General features: G+C 69.9%; 19 protein-coding genes, 1 other RNA gene and 1 pseudogene. 12 read left to right on the forward strand and 9 right to left on the reverse strand.

The annotated features are described in order from the left end of the window. Window positions 1-32: 32 nt before the first annotated feature. Window positions 33-1616: an FAD-dependent monooxygenase gene (locus BLW82_RS30370; RefSeq protein ID WP_093503655.1), complete on the reverse strand. Its 1584-nt coding sequence runs from the start codon at window positions 1614-1616 to the stop codon at window positions 33-35. A gap of 58 nt (window positions 1617-1674) precedes the next feature. On the opposite strand from BLW82_RS30370, the gene BLW82_RS30375 reads away from it, so the two are divergent. The 11 genes and pseudogenes from BLW82_RS30375 (at window position 1675) to BLW82_RS30430 (ending at window position 13556) form a co-directional block, all read left to right on the forward strand. Beyond that, window positions 1675-2304 (forward strand): TetR/AcrR family transcriptional regulator, encoded by a 630-nt coding sequence (locus BLW82_RS30375; protein WP_256216011.1) that lies wholly within the window; start codon window positions 1675-1677, stop codon window positions 2302-2304. Between the two features lie 83 nt (window positions 2305-2387). Then, a complete protein-coding gene (locus BLW82_RS30380) occupies window positions 2388-2810 on the forward strand; it encodes a DUF4260 family protein (RefSeq protein ID WP_093503657.1) in 423 nt (140 codons plus the stop codon). Between the two features lie 40 nt (window positions 2811-2850). Beyond that, window positions 2851-3360: a TetR/AcrR family transcriptional regulator gene (locus BLW82_RS30385; RefSeq protein WP_093508367.1), complete on the forward strand. Its 510-nt coding sequence runs from the start codon at window positions 2851-2853 to the stop codon at window positions 3358-3360. Then, on the forward strand, window positions 3327-4205 hold the full coding sequence (locus tag BLW82_RS30390) for a helix-turn-helix domain-containing protein (RefSeq protein WP_177233122.1): 879 nt from the start codon (window positions 3327-3329) through the stop codon (window positions 4203-4205). The genes BLW82_RS30385 and BLW82_RS30390 overlap by 34 nt, the downstream gene beginning before the upstream one ends. A gap of 79 nt (window positions 4206-4284) precedes the next feature. Next, window positions 4285-5007: pseudogene (locus BLW82_RS46365) on the forward strand (DMT family transporter); the annotation flags it as partial. 115 nt (window positions 5008-5122) lie between these two features. Continuing rightward, window positions 5123-5527: RNase P RNA component class A (gene rnpB / locus BLW82_RS30405), an RNA gene on the forward strand. A gap of 393 nt (window positions 5528-5920) precedes the next feature. After that, the gene (locus tag BLW82_RS30410; protein ID WP_256216012.1) at window positions 5921-6232 is read left to right on the forward strand and encodes a hypothetical protein; all 312 of its coding nucleotides are present in this window, start codon (window positions 5921-5923) and stop codon (window positions 6230-6232) included. A 6-nt stretch (window positions 6233-6238) separates the two neighbouring features. Then, window positions 6239-10678, forward strand: a complete 4440-nt coding sequence (locus tag BLW82_RS30415; RefSeq protein ID WP_256216013.1) for a DUF6531 domain-containing protein — start codon at window positions 6239-6241, stop codon at window positions 10676-10678. Window positions 10679-10687: 9 nt separating this feature from the next. After that, window positions 10688-11251, forward strand: a complete 564-nt coding sequence (locus BLW82_RS30420; protein ID WP_093503663.1) for a hypothetical protein — start codon at window positions 10688-10690, stop codon at window positions 11249-11251. Then, entirely contained in the window at window positions 11248-11853 is a 606-nt protein-coding gene (locus tag BLW82_RS30425) for a DUF4291 domain-containing protein (RefSeq protein WP_093503665.1), read from the forward strand. Before BLW82_RS30420 ends, BLW82_RS30425 begins: the two co-directional genes overlap by 4 nt. Window positions 11854-12347: 494 nt before the next feature. Continuing rightward, a complete protein-coding gene (locus BLW82_RS30430) occupies window positions 12348-13556 on the forward strand; it encodes a PP2C family protein-serine/threonine phosphatase (RefSeq protein WP_093503667.1) in 1209 nt (402 codons plus the stop codon). A gap of 20 nt (window positions 13557-13576) precedes the next feature. Here the strand turns inward: BLW82_RS30430 and BLW82_RS30435 are convergent, their stop codons facing one another. The 5 genes from BLW82_RS30435 to BLW82_RS30455 all read right to left on the reverse strand — a co-directional run bounded on the left by BLW82_RS30435 (window position 13577) and on the right by BLW82_RS30455 (window position 18244). Next, on the reverse strand, window positions 13577-14326 hold the full coding sequence (locus tag BLW82_RS30435; RefSeq protein ID WP_093503669.1) for an SDR family oxidoreductase: 750 nt from the start codon (window positions 14324-14326) through the stop codon (window positions 13577-13579). A 282-nt stretch (window positions 14327-14608) separates the two neighbouring features. Further along, a complete protein-coding gene (locus BLW82_RS30440; RefSeq protein WP_093503671.1) occupies window positions 14609-15631 on the reverse strand; it encodes an LLM class flavin-dependent oxidoreductase in 1023 nt (340 codons plus the stop codon). A 176-nt stretch (window positions 15632-15807) separates the two neighbouring features. After that, window positions 15808-16206, reverse strand: a complete 399-nt coding sequence (locus tag BLW82_RS30445; RefSeq protein WP_093508370.1) for a MarR family winged helix-turn-helix transcriptional regulator — start codon at window positions 16204-16206, stop codon at window positions 15808-15810. 612 nt (window positions 16207-16818) lie between these two features. Beyond that, window positions 16819-17457, reverse strand: a complete 639-nt coding sequence (locus BLW82_RS30450; protein ID WP_093503673.1) for a DUF6518 family protein — start codon at window positions 17455-17457, stop codon at window positions 16819-16821. A gap of 97 nt (window positions 17458-17554) precedes the next feature. Continuing rightward, the gene (locus BLW82_RS30455; protein WP_093503675.1) at window positions 17555-18244 is read right to left on the reverse strand and encodes a DUF4142 domain-containing protein; all 690 of its coding nucleotides are present in this window, start codon (window positions 18242-18244) and stop codon (window positions 17555-17557) included. Between the two features lie 501 nt (window positions 18245-18745). Between BLW82_RS30455 and BLW82_RS30460 the strand changes: the two genes are divergently transcribed. Then, on the forward strand, window positions 18746-18940 hold the full coding sequence (locus tag BLW82_RS30460; protein WP_093503677.1) for a hypothetical protein: 195 nt from the start codon (window positions 18746-18748) through the stop codon (window positions 18938-18940). A 54-nt stretch (window positions 18941-18994) separates the two neighbouring features. On the opposite strand, the gene BLW82_RS30465 is transcribed toward BLW82_RS30460, so the two are convergent. The 3 genes from BLW82_RS30465 to BLW82_RS30475 form a co-directional block, all read right to left on the reverse strand. Continuing rightward, on the reverse strand, window positions 18995-19177 hold the full coding sequence (locus BLW82_RS30465) for a hypothetical protein (RefSeq protein ID WP_093503679.1): 183 nt from the start codon (window positions 19175-19177) through the stop codon (window positions 18995-18997). 156 nt (window positions 19178-19333) lie between these two features. Then, window positions 19334-19591 carry a Txe/YoeB family addiction module toxin gene (locus tag BLW82_RS30470; protein ID WP_093503681.1) on the reverse strand — a complete coding sequence of 86 codons (258 nt, stop codon included), beginning with the start codon at window positions 19589-19591 and terminating at the stop codon, window positions 19334-19336. Further along, the gene (locus BLW82_RS30475; RefSeq protein ID WP_067040800.1) at window positions 19588-19860 is read right to left on the reverse strand and encodes a type II toxin-antitoxin system Phd/YefM family antitoxin; all 273 of its coding nucleotides are present in this window, start codon (window positions 19858-19860) and stop codon (window positions 19588-19590) included. The genes BLW82_RS30470 and BLW82_RS30475 overlap by 4 nt, the downstream gene beginning before the upstream one ends. Between the last annotated feature and the right edge of the window lie 50 nt (window positions 19861-19910).

Below are 19910 nucleotides of genomic sequence, written 5' to 3' on the forward strand. Positions count from 1 at the left end.
GTCGGGTCGAACGGCCGGTGCACACGACGGGGTCACACGGCGACGAACCAGCGGGTCAGGGCGTCGTCGAGGTCGTCCCCCCGGTCGCCTCCGTCCGCGGCCCAGGCCACGAACCCGTCGGGCCGTACCAGGAGACCGGTCAGCTCCGGCCGTCCCGGACAGGCCGCGGTGACGACGTCCACCCGGTCGCCGTACCCCTCCGCGCGGGCGCGCAGCTTCGGGTCGCCGGCGAGGTCGAGCAGCAGCGCGCGGCCGTGGTGCAGGTGGTCGCCGAGCCGGGTGCCGTCGGAGAGTTCCAGGTCCGGGGCGCTCCGCCCGGTGAGCGGATGGTCGCCGGGCAGGTCGTAGTGCTGCCAGACGCCGGAGATCTGCTCGACGAGGTAGGTCGTCCCGGTCGTCGTCAGCGCGAGGTCGGTGACCACCCGGCGCAGGGCGCGGGCGTGCCGGTCCGGGCGCATCACGGCGATCTGGGCACGGGTCCAGTCCAGCACCCAGGCGCCGATCGGGTGCCGTTCGGCGGTGTAGCTGTCGAGGAGCGAGTCGGGGGCCGACCCGCGGACCACGGCGGCCAGCTTCCAGCCGAGGTTCATGGCGTCGCCGAGGCCGAGGTTGAGCCCCTGCCCGCCGAACGGCGAGTGCACGTGCGCCGCGTCCCCCGCCAGCAGCACCCGGCCCTTGCGGTAGCCGCTCGCCTGCCGGGCGTTGTCGGTGAACCGGGTCGAGGAGTGCACCTCGTGGACGGTCACGTCGGCCACGCCCGACACCCGGCGCAGGGCGGCCTGCAACTCCGCGGCGGTGACGGGCGCGGAGCGGTCGGCGGGCGGCCCGTCGAACTCGACGGTGAGGATCCGGCCGGGGAAGGGCCCGTTGACGTACGTCCCCACGTCGGTGGTGTTCCAGCCGACCCCGAGCCGCTCGCCCCCGCTCATCTCGACGACCGCCTGATAGCCGGTGATCTCCGGCTCGGTGCCCGGGAAGTCGAACCCGGCGAGCTTGCGGACCGTGCTCCGGCCGCCGTCGCACCCCACGAGCCATCCGGCGTGGACGTCCTCGCCGCTCCCGAGGCGGACGACGACTCCCTCGTCGCCGGCGTCGAAGCCGGTCAGCTCCACGCCCCGGCGGACCTCGACGCCGAGCCGCTCGGCGCGGGCGCCCAGGATCCGCTCCAGCTCCACCTGCGGCACCCCGAGGCCGACGCCGTCGGCGGGGCCGATGTCGGCGAACGCCGGGTCGGAGTCGTCGAACAGGTCGCCGCGCATCATGATCCCGGCGAAGTGCCCGGCGAACTTCGGGGGAGTCCGGGGCGCGTCGGCGCCCTGCCTCTGCTCCCGGTCCCCGAGGAAGGCCCGCATCCGCCACCGGTTCCGCTCCCAGGCCGCCTTGAGGTCGGGCAGCAGCCCGCGCCGGTAGAGGCTCACCGCGCCGGCCGTGTTGATCCCGCCCGCCTTGATGGTCTCGTCCACCTCGGCCAGCCGCTCCACGACCAGCACCTTCGCGCCGCCGAGCCGCAGCTCGCCGGCGAGGAACAGCCCGACGGGCCCGCCGCCGGCCACCACCACGTCGCAGCCCGCGCCGTACTCGCCGCGCCCGCCGTCGTTGCTGTCTGTAGTCGCCATGCTTTCACTCATGGGTTCACTGTAGTCACTAAAACTTTCGAGCCGCTATAGTTTTCTCGTGACCGATGAGAACAGGCCGGGCGGGCCGGGGGAGTCCCTGCGGGAGCGCAAGAAGCGGGAGACGCGGCAGCGGATCTCGAACGTCGCGACGGTGATGTTCCGGGAGCACGGCTTCGACCGAGTGACCGTCGCGGAAGTCGCGCGGGCGGCCGGGGTGTCGGCGATGACCGTGTTCAACTACTTCCCGCGCAAGGAGGACCTGTTCCTCGACCGCATCCCGGAGGCCGTCGCGGCCTTCGCCGGTGCGGTGCGGGACCGGGCGCCCGGCGAGACCCCGCTGGCGGCGCTGCGCCGGCTGGCCTTCCGGTTCATCGACGCGCGGCACCCGCTGGGCGGGGTGGGGGAGAACTTCGGGGGCTTCTGGCCGGTCGTCGCCGACTCGCCCGCGCTGCGGGCCCGGGCCCGCGAGGCGGTCGAGGAGGTGGAACGGGCGCTGGCCGGAGCGCTCGCCGAGGCCGGGCTCGCCGACCCGGCGCTGGTTGCGGCGGTGACGGTGGCCGCGTACCGCTCGGTGTGCGTCACCTCGGTGAGCCGTCAGTTGGCGGGTGACCCGTTCGCGGAGATCGTCGAGGACCACCGGGAGCGGATGGCGGCGGCGTTCGACGCGCTGGAGCGGATGGTGCGGTAGCCGCCCCTTCTTCTTGACGGCTAACGCCGTTAGCCCTACTGTCGTGGCTAACGGCGTTAGCTGAAGTACCTCTGGAGGTAGCCATGACCAGCACCACGAACGTCACCCCCGCCCTCCGCACCGCCACCATGGCGGCCCGCCGCGCCGCCTGGCTGGCCGCCGCCCTGTTCTGGACGGCGTTCGCGGTCCTGGAGGGCGTGAACCACGGCTGGCTCGCCGGCGCCCTCGCCCTGCTCTTCCTTCTCCTTCCGGACCTCACCTTCCTGGTCGCCCTCGACGAGGCGCCCCGGACGGCGCAGGGCCAGTTGGCGCCGCGCGCCGTGCCGTACTACAACGCGATGCACCGGGCGCTGGTGCCGCTCGGGCTGCTGACGGTGTACGCCGTGCAGCCCGTCTTCTCCTGGCCCCCGGCGTTCGCGGCGCTCTGCGGCTGGCTGGCCCACATCTCGTACGATCGCGCCCTCGGATACGGGCTGCGCACCAAGGAGGGCTTCCAGCGTGACTGACGCGACCGACGCGACCGACGTTTCCGGCGCGACCGACCGGCTGACGCCGAGGGCACGGGAGATCGCCGCGGCGGCCCGGGATCTGCTGGAGGAGTCGGGACCGGCCGTCCTCACCATGCGCACCCTCGCCGACCGCCTCGGCATCAAGGCCCCCTCGCTCTACAAGCACTTCCCCGACAAGCACGCCGTGGAGGTCGAACTCACCGCCCAGATGCTGGAGGAGTCGGCGGCGGCACTGGAGGCGGCCGCGACCCGGCACCCCGGCTCCCTGGAGGCCCTGGCCGAGGCGTACCGCGCCTACGCCCTGGCCCACCCCCACCTCTACTGCCTGGCCACCGAACGCCCGCTGCCGCGCACCCTGCTGCCGGACGGCCTGGAGGACCGGGCCGCCCTCCCGCTCCTGCGGGCCTGCGGCGGCGACCGTGACCTGGCTCGCGCCACCTGGGCGTTCGCCCACGGCATGGTGGTCCTGGAGATCCACGGCCGCTTCCCGCAGGCCGCCGACCTGGACGCGGCATGGAAACGGGGAGTGCGGGCGTTGCACCCTTAGCGCGAGGGGGTGCGGACGTGGCGGAACAGGCACGGTGGACGAGGGCGAGGCTGGGCCGCTGCGGCCCGGAGCTGGACCTGCTGACGGCGAACTTCGAACGGCACACCTACGCCCCGCACGCGCACGCCGAGTTCACCATCGGGGTGTGCGTCGGCGGCTCCGAGGTCATCGACTACCGGGGCGGCCACATCAGCACCGGCCCCGGCTCGATCGTCGTCCTGGCTCCCGGCGAGATGCACACGGGCGGCCCGGCCACCCCGACCGACGGCTACGCCTACCGCGCCCTGTACGCGGACCCGGCCCTGCTGGCGGACGGGACCCTGGACGCCGTGCCGCACTTCCGGGACCCCGTCCTCGACGACCCCGAGCTGGCCGCGGCCTTCCGCCGGACCCACACCGAGCTGGCCGCCTGCCCCGACCCCCTGGAAGCCGAATCCCGTCTCCCCTGGCTGCTGACGGCCCTGTCCCGCCGCCACTCCACGGCACGGCCGGCGACCGACCGGGTCCCCGGGGGGCACGGCATCTCCCTGCTGGTCCGGGACCGCCTGGCCGACGAGCTGACCTGCCCGCCGTCGCTCGCCGAGCTGGCGGCCGACCTGGGCCTCTCCCGCTACCAGTTGCTGCGGGCCTTCCGTACGACGATGGGCGTCCCGCCGTACGCCTGGCTGGCCCAGTACCGGGTGGCCAGGGCCCGCGCCCTGCTGGACTCGGGCCTGCGCCCGGCGGAGGCGGCGACCCTGGTGGGCTTCGCCGACCAGGCCCATCTGACCCGCTGGTTCCGCCGGGTGCTGGGGGTGACCCCGGCGGCGTACCGCAACAGCGTTCAAGACGCCGGACGGTACTGACGGCCAAGCTCTCCGTATGACTGCACGCGGCTGGTTCCTGTTCTCCCTCATGGGAGTGATCTGGGGCATCCCCTATCTGATGATCAAGGTGGCGGTGGACGAGGTGTCCCCGTCCACGGTGGTGTTCGCGCGGTGCGCCGTGGGCGCCCTGCTCCTCCTCCCCCTGGCGATCCGCCAGGGAGGTCTCCTTCTCACCCTCCGCACCCATTGGCGCCCGATGCTGGCCTTCGCGTGCATAGAGATCATGGGCCCCTGGTTCACCCTCACGGACGCCGAACGCCACCTCTCCAGCTCGACGGCGGGCCTGCTGATAGCGGGCGTACCGATCGTCGGCGTGGTGGCCGCGAGGTACTTCGGCGGCGAGCGCGAACACCTGGGCACCCGCCGCATCGCCGGCCTCCTGATCGGCCTCGCCGGCGTCGCCGTCCTCACCGTCCCCCACCTCACCGGCGGCGACGCCCGCTCGCTGGGAGAAGTCCTGCTGACGGTGATCGGCTACGCGACGGCGCCCCTGATAGCGGCCCGCCGCCTGAAGGACGTCCCGACGCTGCAGCTGATAGCACCGTGCCTGACCCTGGCGACCCTGGTCTACGCCCCCGCGGCGGCAGCGACCTGGCCGACCGCGATGCCCTCCACGAACGCCCTGCTCTCTCTCCTCGCCCTGGGCGTCCTCTGCACGGCGGTGGCCTTCGTGGCCTTCCTGGAGCTGATCAAGGAGATAGGCCCGACCCGCTCCACGGTGATCACGTACGTCAACCCGGCGGTGGCGGTGGCGGCGGGCGCCCTCTTCCTGGGCGAGAGCTTCACCCCGACGATCGCCGTCTCCTTCGCGCTGATCCTCACCGGCTCGGTGCTGGCGACGATGGCCTCGGCACCGAAGAGGCCGTCCCGCCCGGTAACATGGTCCACACGGCAGACGAGCCGGGCGGACGGCCGCGTGGAGTCCCCTTGAGGGGGCTTCCCGAGGAACGTCCGGGCTCCACAGGGCAGGGTGGTGGCTAACGGCCACCCGAGGCGACTCGCGGGACAGTGCCACAGAAAGCAAACCGCCGGGGGTCTCGACCCCCGGTAAGGGTGAAACGGTGGTGTAAGAGACCACCAGTGCCCAGGGCGACCTGGGCAGCTAGGTAAACCCCACCCGGAGCAAGGTCAAGAGGAGCGCTGTGAAAGGCGCTCTGCGGGGACGTTCGAGGGCTGCCCGCCCAAGCCCCCGGGTAGACCGCACGAGGCCGGTGGCAACACCGGCCCTAGATGGATGGCCGTCACCCCGGCTCCCGCGAGGGACCGGGGTACAGAACCCGGCGTACAGCCCGACTCGTCTGCCGCTCAAGGCCTCTGACCACGGCGAACCCAGCCCACTGCTGGGAGGCCTGGCAGCCACTGCCGCCAGCCACTGAATGGGTGGTCTCCACCTTGCCTGCCCGTTTGCCCCGGTCATGACGACGTGACTGCTCCCCCTGCGTTCATCTCCGGCTTTGCTCGGGAAAGGGTCGCTGAGCCGACCGCTCACGCCAGAGTTCGGAGCTGAAGCCTGCGCTATCCGGAATAGTCCCTGCTCGGCGGTGCTGCGCGGTACGGTCGCGAGTTCCGCCCCGCAGCTCAGGGCGCATTCGCCGATTTTGCCGTTCCTTGGTGTCAAGCATACCTATCGTGCACTCGATCTCCGTAGCGTCTTGGTTGGCATGTGCACAGAGTGAAGTCCGGGGGTGGGCGGCATGTCGGACTTGAAGAAGGAAGCCGCGTCGATGCACAAGGCGGCGTCGGGGCTGCGTGGCATCGGGCAGCACACGGCGAAGCCGTTGCAGCAGTTCCAGGCGCAGTCCCATGACCTGAGCGCGCTGGGCGCTCTCGGGTCCCTCCTCAGCGCCACGGGCGAGATACGCGAGGGCATGACCACCCTCGCCAGGCTGGCCAAGCAGCTGGACGAGGAGTGGGAGGCGGAGGCGAAGCTGATCGGCGAGGTGTCCGACGCCTTCGACCTGCTGGACGTGCTGATCGCGGCCGCGGCCCAGGACGACAAGGGCTGACCGGGCGTGGTCGACCTCAACCCCCTGCACTACGTCAGCAAGTTCAACCACATGTTCGGCGACTCGGTCGCCAGTGGTCTTGAGTTCCTGGGCATCTCGGACCCGGCGGTGGATCCGGACGGGGTGCGTGAGATCGCAAAGAAGTGGCGGCAGTTGGCCGACGGGCTGGACGACGCCGCCACCGCGGCGGAGCGTGCCCTGCGAGGCGTGGAGTGGGAAGGCAGGGCCGCCAAGGCGTTCGGCAAGCGCTCCAAGGCAGCGCGTAAGCAGGCCACCGAGATGGCGCACGCGCTGCGCGAGGGTGCCAAGGCCCTGGACGACTTCGCGGACAAGGCCCACGAACTGCTGTCCGAGATCGGCGTGATGCTCGCGCAGATAGCCGAGTTCGAGATCGCGGGCCTGGCGCTGTCGGTGCTGACCGCGGGCGCCTCGGACGTGGCCGCCACCCTGATGGCGGGGGAGCGGGCGCTGAAGGTGGTGGCGCTGGTCGGGCGGATCGAGGAGGAGGGCACCGTCCTCGGCACCGCCATGCGCGAGATCATGGAGGTCATCCGCGGGGTGGAGCGGGCGCTGAAGGCGCTCAAGGAGATCCGCGCCGTCGCCGAGGTCGCCAAGCTGGCCAAACAGGGCGCAGCCTTCTCCGCGTTCACCACCCTGCTGGAGGACCCGGGCGCGTTCAAGGACCCGGAGAAACTGGCCGGCATCCTCGCCGAGGGCGCGGTGATGGGCGTCGGGTTCGGGATGCTGGGCAAGGCGCTCGGCAAGGGGCTGAAGGCACTGGGGCCGGCGGCCCTGGCCCGGCTCGGCAAGTCGATGGGGCTGGACTGCGCCGCGTTCGAGCGGCTGAAGTTGAACCCCGGCTTCAACAAGCTGCCCGCCTCGATCCGCAACATGGTCAAGATGTTCGTGCGGGACCCGATCGACGTGGCCACCGGCGACATGGCCCTGCCCCGCACCGACGTGATCCTCCCAGGCGTGTTGCCGCTGGTCCTGGAGCGCACGCACATATCGTCCTACCGTCATGGTGGCTGGTTCGGGCCCAGTTGGGCCTCCACCCTCGACCAGCGCGTCCAAGCGGACGAGGAGGGCTTCGTCTACGCGACCGCGGACGGCGCACGTCTCTGCTTCCCGGTCCCTGCCCCCGACACCGGTGAACCCGTCCGACCGGACACCCCCGGCTCACGCCTCCTGTTGTCCTGGGACACCGAGACCGACGGCGGTATCCGCGTCCACGACCCCGACACGGGCCTGGACCACGTTTTCCACAGCCCGGTGCCCGCTGCCGACGGCACGGCCGTCGACCTGCCGTTGCAGTACATCCAGGACCGCAACGGCAACCGCGTCACCGTCGAGTACAAGACGGGCGACATCCCCGGGGCCGTCGTGCACTCCGGCGGTTACCGCATCGTTCTCGACCACAACCCCGCCCGGTCCCGCATCACCGGCCTGCGGCTCACCGATCCGGCCCGCCCGGACCGGTCCGGCACCACCCTGGTCACCTTCGGCTACGACGAACACGGTCACCTCACCGAGGAGACCAACTCCTCCGGTCTGCCACTGCGTTACACCTACGACCCCGAAGGCCGCATCACCTCCTGGACCGACCGCAACGACACGACCTACTGGTACCGGTACGACGACCAAGGTCGAGTCACGGACACCGGCGGCACCGGAGGTGCCCTGGCCTCCACCCTCGCGTACGACGAGGAGTCACGCACGACCCGCGTCCGTGACTCCCTCGGCCACGTCCGTACCTACGAGCACAACGCGGCACTGCGCCTGATCCGGGAAACGGACCCGCTCGGCAACTCCACCTGCCAGGAATGGGACGAGGACCTCCAACTCGTCTCGGTGACGGACCCGCTCGGCCGCACCATTCGCTACGAACGAGACGAGAACGGACGTATCGTTTCCGCCGTCCGGCCGGACGGCCGGACGGCCCAAGTCGCCTACGGCGCCCTCGGCCTGCCGGCGACCGTCATCGGCACGGACGGCAGGCAGTGGGACTGCGCATACGACGAGCGCGGGAATCTGACCTCTGCCACAGCTCCGTCGGGAGCCGTGAAGAAGTCCACCTACGACCGCGCCGGCCGCCTCACCGGCGTCACCGACGCTCTCGGCGACACCACTCGCATCCAGTCCAACGCCGCCGGAGTTCCCGAACGCATCATCGACCCGTGTGGAGCATCGACCCGATACGCCCTTGACGCGTTCGGTCGCCCCGTCACGCTCACCGATCCCCTCGGCAATGTGACGCGTCTGGAGTGGACCACCGACGGGAAGCCGGTCCGCCGCACCGCCGCAGACGGCACCACCGAGTCGTGGACATACGACGCCGAGGGAAACCGCATCGGCCACACCGACGCCACGGGGGCCGTCTCCCGCTTCGAGTACACGTACTTCGATCGGTTGTCGGCGCGTACCGGCCCGGACGGTGTTCGGTACACCTTCGCCTACGACACCGAGCTGCGCCTGATCGAGGTCACCAACCCTCAAGGGCTGACCTGGTCGTACGCATACGACCCCGCCGGACGGCTGGTCACGGAGACAGATTTCGACGGCCGCACGCTGACCTACACTTACGATGCCGCGGGCCAGCTCACCAGCCGTACCAACGTGCTCGGTGAGACGATCCGCTTCGAACGGGACGAACTGGGCCGGACCATCCGCAAGGACGTCGGTGGCCAGGAGACCACCTACGCCTACGACCTGACCGATCAGCTTGCCCAGGCCACCGGTCCGGACGGCACGACCCTCACGCTGCTCAACGACCGTGACGGACGCCTGAGCTCGGAGACGGTCAACGGGCGGACCCAGACCTACACCTACGACATCCTGGGCCGCCGGACCAGCCGCACCACCCCCGCCGGCGCCACCACCACCTGGTCCTACGATGCCACGGGCCGCCCCACCGGGATGTGGGTCTCCGGCCGCAGCATCGACTTCACCTACGACGAAGCAGGCCGGGAACGGACGTGTCGCATCGGTGAGGCGGTCACCCTTGAGCACGGCTTCGACCCCCTTGGCCGCCTGACCACCCAGTCGGTGACCCGAGCGGACGGCCGTTCGCTGCAACACCGCGCCTACACCTACCGTCCCGACGGACATCTGACCGCCATCGACGATCAGCTCGACGGCCCCCGGCACTTCGACGTCGGCCCGACCGGCCGCGTCACCGCGGTCCACGCCCACAACTGGACCGAGACCTACGCCTACGACCACGCCGGCAACCAGACACACGCCACGTGGCCCGACCGACACCCCGGCCACGAGGCCACGGGCACCCGCACTTACACCGGTACCCGGATCACCCGCGCGGGCAACGTCCGCTATGAACACGACGCCCTCGGCCGTATCACCCTGCGCCAGAAGATCCGCCTGTCCCGTAAACCCGACACCTGGCACTACCAGTGGGATGCGGAAGACCGCCTCGCCCAGGTCACCACCCCCGACGGGACCCGATGGCGCTACACCTACGACCCCCTGGGCCGCCGCATCGCCAAACTCCGCCTCGCGACGGACGGCGAAGCCGTCGTGGAGCGAGTCGACTTCACGTGGGACGGCGCGACACTCTGCGAGCAGACCGCGCACTCCGTCGACCTCCCGAACCCCGTCACCCTCACGTGGGACCACCAGGGCCTCAGACCCATCGCCCAGACCGAACGCATCAACGCGGCCGACGCACCGCAGCAGGAAATCGACTCCCGCTTCTTCGCAATCGTCACGGACCTCGTGGGCTCGCCCCGCGAACTCGTCGACGAACAGGGGGACATCGCCTGGCGTGCCCGCAGCACCCTCTGGGGCGTCACCACCTGGAGCAGCGATGCCACCACCTACACCCCGCTCCGCTTCCCCGGGCAGTACGACGACCCCGAAACCGGCCTCCACTACAACTACTTTCGCCACTACGACCCCGAAACCGCCCGCTACCTCACCCCCGACCCCCTCGGTCTCACCCCCGCCCCCAACCCCAACACCTACGTCCACAACCCGCACACCAGGACCGATCCACTCGGTCTTGAAGAGTGCGGCGAGGACCTGATCTCGGTCTACCGCAAACAGACCGACCACCCACTGAGCCAGCGGATTCACATCGGTCAGAACGGCGAGGTGACGATCACTGGTAAGGGCAAGCTCTATCTGAACATGAGCGGCGACATCAGGCACACGTTGGAATACCGGGGTGACGGCGGCCAGATCGTCTCCTTCAAGATCTCGGAAGACTACCTGGCCAAGGTCCGTGAATCAGCTCTGCCGCAGAACAAGGACGACCATCCCGACGGTGATGCCTTCAGCCGTACGGAATGGAAAGGCCTGCTCCAGGAGTACCCGGAAATCTCCGATCCGACCAAGGGGAAGGACCTCTACGGAATCCCGGCCAAGCTCCTCGATGAACTCCGCGACAACATCGTCAAGGGCTCCGGACGTGTCGAACAAGAAGGATAGGATCGTGCGATGATCCACAGTGAGGAAAGCGTCGCTGCCGAACTGGACCGCGTTCGGCAGCGCCCCGCGATCGAGTCGGCTCCACCGGTACTGGCCGCTTTTACTGTCGGTGTCCTCGACGGGAACCCCGAGGAGTACGCGCTACGTGTCCGTCACGTCCTGTCGGCCGTCCTCCACCTGGCCTGCACGGCTGAGTTCGACGATGAGGATCTGCCGACGGACGAGTTCCCCGCCTGGTTCGTGACGGCCTCTGTCAGGGACGGTGAGATGCCGCTGCAGGAATTCGTCCGACACGGCCGCGCTGCGTACATGGACCGCAGCGGTGGAGGACCCTGGTCCTTGCAGAACTGGATCTACCGGTTCGACACGGACGAGGAATCTCGCGGCTGGGAGTTCTGGGACATCGTGCGGGTGGGACCGTCACGGCTCCGCGTCTGGGTCGACAGCTGGGGGGAATCCTTCTTCGGCTCCCTTGACCTGCTGTGGCTGCTGTACGCGGCCGGTGCCACACAGGTCGAGGGACCGGAAGTTCACAAGGCGGATACGTGGGCGTCCGAGGTGCGCGGTCAGTGAGGGATGCATCGCAGAGGCGGATCGTACGGGCGGAATACGCCGACTCCACGGTCGCGGTGTACCAGGCCTACCCGAAGGAGATCGCTGAACCGGCTTTGCGCGGCGGGACGTTCGTCGCGCCGTTCAAGCGCGAACGCATGACGTGGATCAAACCCTCGTTCCTGTGGATGATGTATCGCTCCGGCTGGGCCCGGAAGCCGAATCAGGAAAGAATTCTGCGGATCGACTTGGACCGCGCCGGTTTCGAATGGGCGCTGGCACACGCCGCCCTCAGTCATTTCCAGCCTGCTGTGCACGAGGACCGGGCTCAGTGGCGAGCGGAGTTTGCCGAGTGCCCGGTGCGTGTGCAGTGGGACCCGGACCGGTCGCTCCATCTGGAACCGCAGCCATGGCGAGCCATTCAGGTCGGTCTGTCCGGTGAAGCCGTGGACCGCTATGTGGACGACTGGATCGTGGACATAGCGGATGTCACCGATCTGGCAAGGTCGGTCCACGCCGCTGTACTCGATGGCAGGACTGATGAGGCACTGCGCCGGCTGCCGACTGAGCGTTCATATCCGCTTCCAGAGCGCCTCCGTCGGCGATTGGGCGCGGACGGATGACTGGTCCATCGACTTCTGAGCCACTCCTGGAGTCCACATCCGGGCGTCAAACTCCGGTGCGGCGTGCGGCGTGCGGCGTGCGGCGTGCGGCGTGCGGCGTGCGGCGAGTCGAGCTCGGATCGCGAGCCGCCCGCTGACCAGTGCGGCTGCCGCACGATCCAGCCGTCGATGGGCTCGCGAAATGTCGTCTCGCACTGCGGTGGCACCCCCCGGCGTACAGCCCGACTCGTCAGCTGTTGGTGGTCTCTGTCTGTTTAGCTACTGGTCAGGGGCGGCATTTTTTGGTCGCGACGCTCGGCCGACCCGGTGTGACCCCCGGCGTCGCGGGCCGCGTCGGCCGGATAGCCCGTAGGCGTCCTCCAGTGCCGCATCTGTCCGGCACGTGTGCACTGCGTCCCGCCTCCCCGCGCACGAACCTGTTGAGACGTGGGTCACAGCGGGGCCGTGTCCGGCGTGTCAGCGGGAAAACGGGTTCTCTACCGAAGGAGGCTGATGTGGCACGCGATCGGATCGCCCTGGCTGAGGTGCTGGCAGCGGCGGAGGACGCCGCGCCGGTGCGCTCTCTCGATGTCGTGGCCCACGATCTGCGCGAGCGGTTCGGTGCGCGATACGTGTCGTTCCTGTTCGTCGACGTCGTCGGCCGACGTCTGCTGCGGGTGAGCGAGGAGGCCGCCACGCCCCAGGAGCGCCGCGCCGGAGAGGTCCCCTTCGACGACAGCGTCTACGACGAGGTCCTGCGCGTCCAGCGGACGGTGCGGGTGCCGGAGGGCGAGCGCGGGCACAGGGTGCTCACCCCCGTCACCAACCGCGGCGACGCCATCGGTGTCCTGGAGCTGTTCCTCCCCGATGCCACCCGGGAAGTGCTGGAGCAGATCGAGGAGGCCGCGCACGCGCTGGCGTACATCATCGTCACCGACCGCCGCTTCACCGACCTCTACCACTGGGGCAACCGCACGACCTCGGTCAGTCTGGCCGCGGAGATCCAGCGCCAGCTCCTGCCCTCCGCCCCTTCCTGCGAGGCCCCGGAGTTCGCGCTCGCCGGCGCCCTGGTGCCGGCCGCCGACATCGCCGGTGACACCTACGACTACACCCTCGACCACGACACCCTGCACCTGTCCGTCACCGACGCCATGGGCCACGACGTCAGCGCCGCACTCATGGCCACTCTGCTGGTCAACGCCTCCCGCGGCGCCCGCCGTGCCGGGTGCGACCTCGCCGAACAGGCCCGCCGCACCCACGAGGCGCTCCTCGCCCACGGCGGGCAGACCTTCGCCACCGGCCAGTTGCTGCGCATCGCCCTGGACGGCACCAGCTTCCAGCTCGTCAACGCCGGCCACCCCTGGCCCCTGCGGCTGCGCGACGGCACGGTCGAAGAACTGCGCCTGGCGGTGAACCTGCCGTTCGGCGTCCCCACGCACAAGGGACCGTACCGGGTGCAGAGTTTCGACCTGCGCCCCGGCGACCGGCTCGTGCTGCACACCGACGGCATGCAGGAACGCGAGGCGAAGAAGGTCGACCTCCCCGGCCTCATCCGTGACACCGCGGCCGAGCACCCGCGCGAGGTGGTGCGTACTCTGGCCACCGCGGTCACCGACGCCTGGGACGGCCACCCGCAGGACGACGCCACTGTCCTGTGCCTTGACTGGCACGGTCCCCGTGTCCGAAGACCGTCGCGCGAACGCCACCGCCGACGCCCCGCGTGAGGGCCGGCGGGCGGACCGGGCTACACCTGCTTGGCGCCGCCGTCGATGAAGATCTCGGTGCCGGTGATGAAGCTGGACTGGCCGGTGGCGAGGAAGAGCACGAGGTCGGCGACCTCCTCCGGCCGCCCCATCCGTCCCAGGGGCACGATGCCGGCGAGGGTCTCCCGCAGCTGCGCCGCCCCTGCCTCGTCCGCCGCGAGACCGTTGAGGCCGGGGGTGGTGATGGGGCCGGGCGAGATGGTGTTGACGCGGATGCCGCGCCCGCTCAGTTCGTTGGCCCAGGTGCGGGAGAAGGCGCGGATGGCGGCCTTGGAGGCGCCGTAGACACCGAAGGCCGGGTCGCCGGAGACGCCGGCGACGGAGCCCGTGAGGATCACGGAGGCGCCGTCGACCAGAAGGGGGAGCGCCTTCTGGACGGTGAAGACGGTGCCCTTCACATTGCTGTCGAAGGTGGTGTCGTAGTGTTCCTCGGTCATCTGGTCGAGGGGGGCGAACTCGCCGCCGCCGGCGTTGGCGAACAGGACGTCGATCCGGTGTCCGGCGTCGGCGACGGTGGCGTAGAGCCGGTCGAGGTCGGCCAGGTTCGCGCTGTCGGCCTGTACCGGGGTGACGTTGCCGCCGATCTGCTCGGCCGCCTTGTCCAGGACCTCCTTGCGGCGCCCGGTGATGTAGACGTGGGCGCCCTCCCGTGTGAAGCGCTGGGCCGTGGCCAGTCCGATGCCGCTGGTGCCGCCGGTGATGACGACCGTCTTGCCGTCCAGCTGTCCCATGATGTCGCTCCCGTAATCCGTGGGGACCTCCTCGGCCCCCAGTTCCTTTAACTTTCAATCAACCTAGGAGGAGATAGGTGATGTGTCAACCATCTGGATGATACGTCATCTACTTGGTCGTTCGTCGGCTCAGTGATCCGTCGCGGCGTACGGCCGTGCGTGTGTGTGCTTCGTCGGTGTGTCCGGCTGCCGCATCACGCCGGGGGTGAAGGTGCCGCCCGGGTCAGGCGCGTCCGCACCGGACGCCGATTCCCCCGGCGGCACCTGCCGTGGTGCCGGTCGTCAGCGCCAGCCGAGTTCCGGAGCGATGTGCGTCAGGATGCTGCCGACGACATGCGTGTTGTAGTCGACGCCGAGCTGGTTGGGCACGGTGAGCAGCAGTGTGTCGGCGGCGGCGACGGCCTCGTCCTCGGCGAGCTGCTTGACGAGCACGTCGGGCTCGGCGGCGTAGGACCGGCCGAAGATGCTGCGGGTGCTGGGGTCGATGTAGCCGATCTGGTCCGTCGAGTCGCTGTCCCCGCCGAAGTACGCGCGGTCCCGGTCGTCGACGAGCGGGAAGATGCTGCGGCTGACCGACACCCGGGGGGAGCGGGTGTGCCCCGCGGCGCGCCACGCGTCGTGGTACGCCTCGATCTGCTTGCGCTGCTGGACGTGGAGCGGCTCGCCGCTCTCGTCGTCCTTGAGGGTCGAGCTCTGCAGGTTCATCCCGAGCCCGGCGGCCCAGGCCGCGGTGGCGTTCGAGCCGGAACCCCACCAGATCCGGTCCCGCAGTCCCTCGGAGTGCGGTTCGATGCGCAGCAGACCCGGGGGATTGGCGAACATCGGCCGGGGGTCGGGCTGGGCGAATCCCTCACCCCTGAGCACGTCGAGCAGTTCCTCGGTGTGTGCGCGGGCCAGGTCGGCGTCGGTCCCGCCCTCCGGCGGCCGGTAACCGAAGTGCCGCCAGCCGTCGACGACCTGTTCCGGTGAGCCCCGGCTGAGGCCGAGCTGGAGCCGACCGCCCGAGATCAGGTCGGCCGCGCCCGCGTCCTCCGCCATGTACAGGGGGTTCTCGTAGCGCATGTCGATCACGCCGGTGCCGATCTCGATCCGGCTGGTGCGCGCACCGATCGCGGCGAGCAGGGGGAACGGTGAAGCGTGCTGGCGGGCGAAGTGGTGGACGCGGAAGTAGGCGCCGTCCGCCCCCAGCTCCTCCGCGGCGACCGCCAGGTCGATCGCCTGCAGCAGGGAGTCCGAGGCGGAACGCGTCTGCGAGTGCGGCGATGGCGTCCAGTGCCCGAAGGACAGGAACCCGATCTTTTTCATATCGCTTTCAACAATCGGTGACCGGGTTCATTCCGCCGCGCCCCGGCGGTCCGGCCGGGTGCAGGAGTCCTGGCGACTGCCGGAGCCGGGTCGGCGGCCGATGCCCCGGATCGTGAGTCCTTCCGCCCCTGCCGACTGCACGCCGGGCCTGGTGAGGAGAGGGGGGAGACTTCCGATCACCTGGTGTCGAGCTTCTCGATGACGGTGTCGGTGATCTCCGCGAGCAGCGTGATCTGGCCGGGCGAGAGGTGGTCGAGGAAGAGGCGCCGGACGTCCTCGACGTGCTGGGGTGCGGCGGCTTCCAGGGCGGCACGGCCCGCCGGGGTGACCATCATGTACGCCCCGCGTCCGTCGTCGACGCACTCCTCCCGCGTGACCAGTCCGCGCTTCGCCATGCGTGCGAGCTGGTGCGACACCCGGCTCTTCTCCCACCCGAGCACCTTCGCGAGTTCCAGCACGCGCAGTCGGTCGCCGGGCGCGCGGGACAGCTCGGCGAGCACGGGATAGTCGGTCGCGGACAGCCCGAACTCGCTCTGCAACGTCCGGCCGGCCTGATGGACCAGCAGGTCGTGCATGCGCAGCATGCCGCGCCAGGCTCGTTCCTCTACGGGACTCAGCCAGCGGGGCGCTTCCTCCTCCATGGCCCCACCTTATGAGGAGGTTGACCCTTCCACCATCTTGGCCGCGGGCCCCAGGACGACTGCTCGTTCCCGAGCGCCCAAGCCGTCAAGGCCCCGCAGCTCGGGGCGCTCCCGTCGAGGCGAAGCCGGGGTGGTTCGCTTCGACGGCTCACGGCAGTGTCCCGCGCCGGCGCTCGACGGCGCGGAATCCCGGTCTGCGTCCGCGGCCCGGGTGCCCGGTCGGGTCCTCTTCGCGAGGTGCGGCGCAGAAAGGTATGTGATACATCAACTATATGTATCGCACGGACGAAGCGCTAACTTGGCCATGAAGAACCGCAGGCCCATGCCGTTGCAGGAGGCCGCCGAGGCACATCGCCCGCTGGAACGCGGTGACGTGCGGGATCGCGTCATCCTCACCCTCGACGCGTGATCCGGCCGCGACCTCTCGGCGCGGAGCTTCCGGTACGGCTGTGAAGGAGACTCCCGGAGGGGTCGTGGGCGTGGGTGAGTCTCCCGCGCTGGGCCGGAAGCCCGCGCTGGCTGTACCGCCCCGTACCGGTGACGGCGTCAGGCCGATCCGAGCAGGCCGTTGAGGATGCCCTTCTCGGCAAGGTAGAAGACGAGACCGCCCACCGGAGCGAGAACGGGGCACAGCCAGTAGCGGTGAGCCCCGGTGCGCGCCAGGTAGACGGTCAGAAGGACGGTGAGCAGCGCGCCGGCGGACAAGAAGGCAGCCGCGTCTTCCCGGTAACGGAGACTCAACCCGAACCAGAGCCCCTCGCCCAGCACCACCATCGTGATGACCGCCCCGGCCACCGCCCGCAGTTCCCCCTGCCCTCGCCGTACCGTCCACCCTGCCCATCCCAGCAGGGGCCCTCCGGCGAGCCCCGCCATCGACCACACGGCGGCGGTTCCGAGCCCGCCGCTCCCGAAGGTGCCGCCGAGCGTGGACGCCGTGTAGTAGCCGCCGCAGGTGGCGAGCATCATCAGCGCTCCGCCCCAGATGGCGAGTTGCCGGCTCCGGATCAGGGCGCCGGCCGCGGCGGTCCAGATGATCCAGGTGGACGTCGAGTTGGTCGCCCGGTCCAGCACGGGCGCCATCCCGTGCAGGCCGTACGTAGCCCAGCCGAGCAGCAGCCCGAAGGTGGTGGTCGCGGTGAGGAGGGTGACGGGGGCGTCGCGCCGGAAGACGGTTGTGGAAGCCATGTCCCGGCACTATACACACCGCGTATACACACAGTGTGTACTCCGATGCCAGCGGTCCGGCCGGTGCAGGCGACCCGGCTCAGCTCCTCACCTCACGTCACCTCACCGTCGGACTCGGGGAGGCCGTGCCGTTCGCCGGCGGTGTGAGGACGACCTGCGGCTGGCCCGCGACAGCGGGCGGCGGGGTCAGGTCCTGGGCCGGAAGGCCGGGCGAGGTGGTTTCCTGGGCGAGGGCCTGGCCGAAGTCGACCAGGCCGGTCGACTCCACGGCCGTGATGTGTTCCAGGACGGTGGCGTTGGCCTTGTCGGCCAGCGCGCGGACCAGCGAGTTCCTCGTGGTGCTGCGGACGCTCGCGATCGTGGTGAGGAGCTGGCCGTTCGTCGCGCGCACGGTGGTGGCCAGGTCCGTGTCGAACTGCTTGCCTTTCTCTCCGTTCAGCCGGGACGCGAAGCTCTGCTGTTGCGGTGACGGTTGGTTGGGCAGCGTGATGCCCAGCTGATCGGCGACATCGCGGCAGGCGGCGTCCAGCACGGCATCCCCGTCGACCAGCTGGTCCCCGACGTTCCTGACCGCTTTCGTCGTCCCCTTCTTCGACGCCTTCTGGCCGACGGGGTACTCCCACAGTCCGGCCGAGCGCACTTTGACCACGAAATCTCGGTCGGCTTCGGTCAACGGTCCGGTCGCCGGGGTGGCGACGACCCGTTCGGGTGCGCTGCTGACCTTCTGGACTCCGAGCATGGCGGGGTAGAGGAGGGAGCCGAGGGTGAAGCTGAGCGCACCACCCACGAAGAGAGTTCCCGCAGCCTTCCGTGAAACGAGCACCGTGTCTCCTGATCCGGTTCATCGGATCCCGCACACACAGACATACGGACGAGGGGATTCCCTAGAACCTTTTGGGCTCGTCATGGATTCGTAAAGCGATCGATGAGTCTGCCGCCCAGCGGCGCGAAGTAGGGCCGTTCGGCCCTAACGACGGGTCCAGGAAGGGACTGTCGGCCCCTGTCGGGGCCGGGTGCCGCACGGCCGATCATGTAGCGGCGACCGGGAAGGGTCAGGCCCATTCCCGCACTTCTGGTCTTTCCCGGCTCGTCGACGACACCAGTTCACGGGAGGGCGCCGTTCGTTGACCAGATGCAGCAGTCGAGGGTCGCGTGCCGTTGCCGCCGTTGCCGCCGTTGCCGCCGTTGCCGCCGTTGCAGGGGGGCAGCACTGAGCCTGCGGCAGGGCCGGCGGGTCGGCCTGCTCGGACGAATGAACTGCGCCGACGAGTTGACGCGGTGAATCAGCGTGGACAAGCTCGGTGACCGGTCCCTTGGTGTACGCATCGACAGTGACGGCACCACGTTGCTCCAGCAGTTCACCCTCGACGGGCCCACCCTGATCAATGTGGGCACCGGCGGCCTCACGGACGCGGATGCCGACGCTGCCACCAAACTTCTGCGTGAGCAGGCCGACCGGTACGAGGCCGCAGCCCGTAAGTAGGGCTGGCTGCGGGAGCGGCCCGCCGGGGATCGCGGTGGTCCTCCTGGTACCGGATCACGACGGGCCCTTCGGCGTGGGTCTTGACGCGTGAACGGCGAAGTGGCGGCCGGGCAGAAGGCCGAACTCGTCGCGGGCCTGGTTCACGGCTTCCGCCCGGTGCGTGTCGAACTTGGGCAGGGCGTCGGGGATGAGGCGGGCGACGGCGATACGGAGAGCGGCCGGGTTTCTGTCGGGCACGGGGGTGAGCGGCCCACCGGTGTGTCGGTGGGCGTGGCCATGAGTGCGTTCCTTCGCGACAGCGGCGTTCGTCAGGCGGTCAGCGTGACGGCGTGCTCCGCGCCCCGTCCGGCGGATGACGTGGCAGCGTGTTCGCCGCGGGGGCGAGCGGTGGCCTCAGTAGTGGTAGCGGGCCTTGAGGATCTTGACTTCCTTCTCGTCCACCCGGTAAACGAGCCGGTGCTCGTCGTCGATCCGGCGTGACCAGTAGCCCGACAGGTCACCCTTCAGGGGTTCCGGTTTGCCGATGCCGGTGAAGGGAGTGCGCTGGATCTCGCCGATCAGCCGTGTGATCCTGCGGGCCATGGCGCGGTCCGAGCCGAGCCAGAACAGGAAGTCCTCCCATGCGGCCGGGTCGAAGTGGACGCTCCTCACCCGTCGCCCGCCAGTTCTTCCAGCTCGGCCATGGTCCTGGTGACCACGGCCTCGCCGGCCCTGTCCCGGGCGACGGCTTCCATGAGGCTGCGCGCGTTGGCGGGAGAGCGCAGCAGGTAGACGGTCTCCTGCCAGGAGTCGTAGTCCTCGGCGGACATCAGAACCGCGTCGCCGCTCTTGGAGCTGATGCGAACGGGGGTGTGGTCGTCGTTGACGCGCTTGATGAGGGGGAAGAGATCCTTGCGGGCCTCGCTGGCGCTTATCGTCATCTGGCGGCACCTCTCTCCTGGCGGTACTCGAAAATGGTACCGCACTGGTA

Origin of the sequence: Streptomyces sp. Ag109_O5-10 (assembly GCF_900105755.1) — a bacterium.
GTDB lineage: Bacteria > Actinomycetota > Actinomycetes > Streptomycetales > Streptomycetaceae > Streptomyces.